Origin of the sequence: Mesorhizobium temperatum, from assembly GCF_002284575.1 — a bacterium.
In the GTDB taxonomy this organism is placed as follows: domain Bacteria; phylum Pseudomonadota; class Alphaproteobacteria; order Rhizobiales; family Rhizobiaceae; genus Mesorhizobium; species Mesorhizobium temperatum.
In genome coordinates this window covers 1-5,406 of record NZ_NPKJ01000063.1, presented here as the reverse complement: position 1 = coordinate 5,406, position 5,406 = coordinate 1, and the positions used below count along the sequence as shown (strand labels likewise).

The window sequence follows — 5,406 nt, the reverse complement described above, 5'->3', positions numbered from 1 at the left end:
GCGCAATCGCTACCCGCACGAATTCTCCGGCGGCCAGCGCCAGCGCATCGCCATCGCGCGGGCGATGATCCTCAAGCCCAAAGTGGTCGTCCTCGACGAGCCGACGTCGGCGCTCGACCGCTCCGTCCAGAAGCAGATCGTCGAGCTGCTGCGCAAGCTGCAGGCCGACCATGAACTGTCCTACCTGTTCATCAGCCATGATCTCGCCGTCGTGCGCGCCATGGCCGACTACATCATCGTCATGAAGCAGGGCAAGATCGTCGAGGAAGGGCCGACTGAGGCGATCTTCAGCAATCCGCAAGCTACCTACACGCAGACGCTGATGGCCGCGGCCATCGACGTCACACGGTTTCGCTTGAGCGCATAGCGCGGCCGGGTCGCAGCGACTGGTCGATCCATGGAGCTACAGACGCATGTCAACTATGGAAACGTTAGCCAAATACGCCAAGGCGGCCAATGCGATCAGAACCGTGAGCGTTATCGCCAACAGAACAAGCATCGCGAGTTTGCGCGCGCCGCTGCTGACTTTTGTCCACCAACGGCGGCTTGCCGGCGGCTGGCTCGCAGGCGCTTGGCTGTCGGTTGCCTCCGAGACCGCGAACGTGGTCCCCGATCTACTCAGGTCGATATCCCTCAAATGTCGATCCGATAGCGCATGAATGGTGGAAAGCGTATCGGCCTGCTCAGGGCTCCGATGAAACTCATTCACTGCGCTACTCTCTGTTATGCAAAGTTTGGAGAACGTCATTTCGGATAGGCGCGGCTGGATTGGGCCGCGCCATCGTGAAAGCGGCCATCGTGAAAGCGAAGGACTCCTCCGTGATGGCGCTGCGCTCGCGTTTGCAACGTGTTCCGGCTGCTAGAGCCGGCCGAGAGAAAGCAGCCTCTCATCGCCGAGCCAAGCTTGGGCAAATGCCGCCTTCGTGTCGGTGGTATCTCGGTTTCCTGCTGTCTGCGCCTTCAGCAGGCCCCACAACGCCCAACCGTTGCGCGGCGACTCCTGAAGCGCCTTTTCGAAGGCGGCGATCGCCTCTTCTGCGCGACCCTGCTGGAGGAGCACGGCACCGAGTGTCTGTCGCACCGGATAATACCAGTAGGACGGCTCCATATACGAGATCCCGTCCTGCAGGCGGATCGCTTCGTTCAGGTGACGCTCCGCCTCGACATAGTCGCGCCTGGCTTGTGCGATGCGGGCTTCGACGACGAACTTGGCGATCCCGAGCACGTCCTTTGCAGGGAGGTACTGCTCTTCAAGGCTGCTCATATCGGCTTTGTCGATGAGCTGCTCGATCGCTTCTGCTTCGGACGAAGCCGCTTCGAGATCGCCCTTGAAGGCGAGAGCCACACTGCGCGCATAGTGCCAGTAGCCTTTGACGAAGGGGAAGCGGTCACCTGGGCTGGGAAGTGCCAGAATCGTATCCGGATCGCTGAACTGGGCATGCGCGCTGAAGGGCGCGGCCTTGATTGCCTGTACCCATGCCAGTTTCTGCGAGACGTCGTCCGAGGTAATCGTGGCGAGCTTCTCCGCTGAGCCGATAACGTCGTCCCGCACGCCCGCCATTTGGGCCGAGACAAGCAGATAGTGGACGTTGTGTGGGTAATAGCCGAAGCGATAGAGTGCACTCGCCGCTTCACCTGACTGTGCCAAGAAGGCTTCGTCCGCTGCGATGGCATCACGGTTGACAGCAATCGAGTCGGCGTGACGACCGACCCGCGCATAAATATGGGCGGGCATGTGTACGAGATGACCTGCCGCCGGCATGGAGCCCCGCAAGCGGTCGGCCACGGCTTCCGCGCGCGACGGATCGGCAGAGGCCTCGACGGCATGGATGTAGAGATGCGCCGCTGCAGGATGCTTCGGATCGATTTCGAGCGCACGCTCCAGCGCGGCCACGATCTCACCTCCCTGTCCTTTGGGCGTCAGCCCGTCAGCCTCCCAATAGTCCCATGGCTGCAGGTTCATCAGCGCATCGGCATAAAACACGAGAATGTTGGCATCGTCAGGATAGGCCTTGGCCAAGTTGCCCATGGCTTCCGCCCAAGCCCGGTCGAGCGGCGGCCGGCTCGCCGCAGGGTTGGCGCCGTAACGCTTGGCCAGTGCCTCGATCAGCGCCTGTTCCTTGCCGCCCACGCCGGCCTTCAGCGCTTCGGCCCGCTGGATCGCATCACGGGCAGGGGCTTTCGCTTCTTCGTGCATGGCATCGTTGATATTCGGCCCGAGCACGAAGGCTTCGCCCCAGTAGCACATCGCGCATTCCGGATCGAGCCGCTGGGCCTCCTGAAAGGAGCGCCGCGCCTCCGCGTGGTTGAAGCCCCAGGTGAGCCGCAGGCCTTGGTCGAAATAGGCCTGTGCCTCCTTGCTCTTTGTGGTGATCGGCATGGTGAGGTCGCCGAGCCCTTGGTAGAGCGGCGGTCGTTCGCCTTCGGTCGGTTTCCCGCTGCCTGCGGCATAGCTGACGCCAGGCTTGTACAACTCGGTCTTGGTCTGCTCGTGCGCCGATGCGGTCACGGCAAGCATCGAGGTGGCAAGCATCAAAGAACCGGCCAAGGCACGTAATGAAATTTTCCTGTTGGACTGCATGTTCTTTTCCTTTCGGTCATAGTTTCCCCGTCGCTGAAGCGATGGCGCGTCCGCGGGAGGATGATTGGTGAAGAAATGCCGGCGCCCGCGGCTGCAGCGGGAGCCTGTTGGCTGCGCTTGTCAGCGCCTAGGCGGCTTGTTGGGACGTAGTCCTGGCCTCGACGAACGCAGCGACATCCGAAGCGAAGCGAAGCGGCTCCTCCCAATGGATCGAGTGGCCGGCCCGGTCGTAGAGCGACAGCTGGGCGCCTGGAATCCGTGCGAGGAGCACGTCCTGATCCGAGCGCGGAAACAATGCATCGGCCGCGCCCCACATGACCAGCGTTGGCGCCCGGATGAGTGTAAGCTCCGCCGTATGGTCGGCGTCCATCAGCCCCCTCAATGCGTTCTTCCATATGCGAGCGGGGGTCTTTAGGCTTTCGTCGACGAAGGTTTCAAGAAGCGCGCGCGGGATTGGTTGCGCGAGTGTGCTGCTTTGAAAAGCAAAGGCGAAGTCCCTTTCGATGGGATCTGTGAAATGCTCAACCTCCCGCCAGAGCTCATCCACGCCAGCATTGCCCGTCATTGCCGGAAACGAGCCCTCGAGGACGAGCCCCGCGACCCGGTCGGGATGATCGATCGCAATCCGCTGCGCGACGAAACTGCCCATCGAGTGGCCGGCGATAACCGCGCGGCCAATGCCCAATCGGTCAAGCAGCGCCACGGCATCTGAAGCGAAATCTCTGGGGGTGTAGCCTTCGGCGGGTTTCCCCGCTTCGCCGTGCCCCCTTTGCGTGAACGCGATCGCGCGGACCGAAGCCGGGAACTTCTGCAGCACAGGCTCAAACGAACGCCAACTGTCCGTATATCCGTGCAGGAGCAGCAGCGGCGTCGCGGCGGGATTGCCGTGCTCAACGCATGGAAACGAAAGTCCGTTGTCGAGTCTGATTGTATATGATCTCAAATTGTCGCTCATGATGTCCTCCCTGAGGGCGATCTCGCCCTGTGTGATCCTTCTCAACCCGCTTCCGGGCAGTGGATGCAGATCTGTTCAATGTGTCGGTGATCGGTGCCGCAGCCGCCCAGCACGTTGATGTGGCGGAAGCGACTGCCGAGGTTTCGATATTGAAGGCCAAGCTCGATCGGTTCCCGCCATCCAGCTCCGTGGCCTGCCCGCAAAATAGGGGAGGTCGAAACCCTCTAGGAACATCAGCGTCGTCTCGATCCCGGCATCGGTCAAAAAGGTGTCGCCACTGAGCTGCGGCAGACGATGTCTGAAGTCGGTCATCTATGTGTCCTCTGATGGGCGACAGCATCCATAACCGCTGACGCATTCGGCGCGCGGGATCCGTCACGAGCTCTTCGCGCGGATATTGATTACGGTCCTGTTGCGATGGGTTATGATGCAGCTCGCGTCCTTTTAGAATGGCGGGGACGCCGGTTCTCTTGCCCGATCCGCCGGAATACGAGGTGGTCATGGATACGCTGCTGGATATCTGCAGGACGATGGAGCTTACGGGGGGTGTCTTTCTGGAGGCCGAGTTCACCGCACCCTGGTGCGTGACCTCGCAGGTCGCGCCCGAAGACTGCAGCCCTTTCATGCCGCCCCCGGTCCAGCTGATTGCCTATCATTACGTGACTGCCGGTCGCCTCGTCCTGCAGACGGATGGGCATGCGCCAGTTTTGGTCCAGGCCGGCGAGATCATTCTGATGCCGCGCAACGACGGGCATGTTCTCGGCAGTGCGGCCAATCTCAGGCCGGTCAACGCCCATTTCCTGATCCAGCCTGCAGGAGCAGGGGGAATGGCGCGCATCGTCTACGGAGGCGGTGGCGAGCGGACGCAAATCCTGTGCGGTTACCTCGGCACGAATACACCCAACACGGCGATCTGCGGTATCTTGCCCAGGATGCTCAAAATTGGCGTGGAGGAGGGCGCTTCTGACAGCTGGATCGAAAGCTCGTTCCGCTTTGCCGCGCATCAGTTGGCGGAAGGCCGCATCGAGTCGCCGGCCGTGCTTGCCAAGCTTGCCGAACTGCTGTTCGTGGAGGCGGTGCGCCGTTACGTAAGGTCGCTGCCACCAGAGGCGAACGGATGGCTCGCCGGCTTGCGCGATCCCGCGGTGGGGCGGGCGCTTGCACTTCTCCACAGCCGTATGACGCACCGCTGGACCACGGAGGAGCTTGCGCAGGAAATCGGATTATCGCGCTCCGCGTTTGCCGAGAGATTCACGAGCCTCATAGGCGAGCCGCCAATGCGCTACCTGGCGAATTGGCGAATGCAGGTCGCCGCCCAGCGATTGAAGGGCTCCCATGAATCCATCGCCCGTATCGCTTTTGAGATCGGCTACGAATCGGAAGCCGCGTTCAATCGGGCCTTCAGACGGGCATTCGACATGCCCCCCATGGCCTGGCGCAAACTGCAGTCGGGCGTGAACGCCGTTTCCTGATATGTATGAGGAGCCGTGCGGCCGTCATTTTGGTCCTACGCCGCCTTTGGCGGATCGAACCACTTGACTGTGCCTTCGGCCATCGCCAACCCGACAGGTCAATTGAGCAGCGTGCTCACAACTGGGTTGCGGCGCACGCCTTGATTGTGACGGATATCTTTCTGACAAAATCGCCGATTGCGCTGGAAGGCGCTGCAGCTTTATCTGCTTCTCCCATCAGCGGGATGGAAGGCGGCCCCGTATCAGCGACCGTCGCTACTCCACCCGGCAGTATTTCCGCCGCCGACCGTCAGGACATGCGGCCGCTGCGGCGTGAGTTGCAGCTGGTCTTCCAGGACCCGTTCGGTTCGCTGTCGCCGCGCATGACCGTCGGCCAGGTCATCACCGAAGGGCTTCTG

General features: G+C 61.8%; 5 protein-coding genes and 1 pseudogene. 3 read left to right on the top strand and 3 right to left on the bottom strand.

The genetic code is table 11. The features are described from left to right. Positions 1–367 (top strand): ATP-binding cassette domain-containing protein (locus CIT26_RS24345; protein WP_143747901.1); only part of this gene is annotated, 367 nt, incomplete at its 5' end. Between the two features lie 36 nt (positions 368–403). Here CIT26_RS24345 and CIT26_RS24340 read toward each other — a convergent pair. The 3 genes from CIT26_RS24340 to CIT26_RS24330 all read right to left on the bottom strand — a co-directional run bounded on the left by CIT26_RS24340 (position 404) and on the right by CIT26_RS24330 (position 3,536). Further along, on the bottom strand, positions 404–709 hold the full coding sequence (locus tag CIT26_RS24340; protein WP_143747900.1) for a hypothetical protein: 306 nt from the start codon (positions 707–709) through the stop codon (positions 404–406). Positions 710–859: 150 nt separating this feature from the next. Next, on the bottom strand, positions 860–2,581 hold the full coding sequence (locus CIT26_RS24335) for a tetratricopeptide repeat protein (RefSeq protein WP_095494924.1): 1,722 nt from the start codon (positions 2,579–2,581) through the stop codon (positions 860–862). Between the two features lie 127 nt (positions 2,582–2,708). Beyond that, a complete protein-coding gene (locus CIT26_RS24330) occupies positions 2,709–3,536 on the bottom strand; it encodes an alpha/beta fold hydrolase (RefSeq protein WP_095494927.1) in 828 nt (275 codons plus the stop codon). Between the two features lie 500 nt (positions 3,537–4,036). On the opposite strand from CIT26_RS24330, the gene CIT26_RS24315 reads away from it, so the two are divergent. After that, positions 4,037–5,008: an AraC family transcriptional regulator gene (locus tag CIT26_RS24315; RefSeq protein WP_095494926.1), complete on the top strand. Its 972-nt coding sequence runs from the start codon at positions 4,037–4,039 to the stop codon at positions 5,006–5,008. A gap of 140 nt (positions 5,009–5,148) precedes the next feature. Further along, a pseudogene (locus CIT26_RS24310) lies at positions 5,149–5,406 on the top strand (hypothetical protein); the annotation flags it as partial.